The following is a 269-nucleotide window of genomic DNA, read 5'->3' as shown; positions in this document are numbered from 1 at the left end:
TGGTTACCGATCCCGACCAGATCGAGCTGTTCGTCACCAAGCGTGACGAAATGGAGAAAGCCCGGCAGGCCGCTGACGCGGAAACGTCGTTGCAGAGCAAAGCGCCAATGATCGAGAAGCTGCAGGGCAACCTGCAGGTGCTGATCAAGATCATCGCCAACCAGGCCGGCCTCAGCCAAGACAACCAGACCACCGTGCGCCAGATGTTCGAGCTGGTCACCAACGGCACCACGTCGGTCACTTCCGCGCTGAGCACCGGTCGCTCGCTG

At 61.3% G+C, this 269-nt stretch carries 1 pseudogene; it reads left to right on the top strand.

The annotated features are described in order from the left end of the window. Nucleotides 1–269 (top strand): annotated as a pseudogene (locus tag AC0IW7_RS24830) (methyl-accepting chemotaxis protein); the annotation flags it as partial.

Source organism: Pseudomonas sp. AC229 (assembly GCF_979254655.1).
This window is presented reverse-complemented; position numbering and strand designations above follow the sequence as displayed.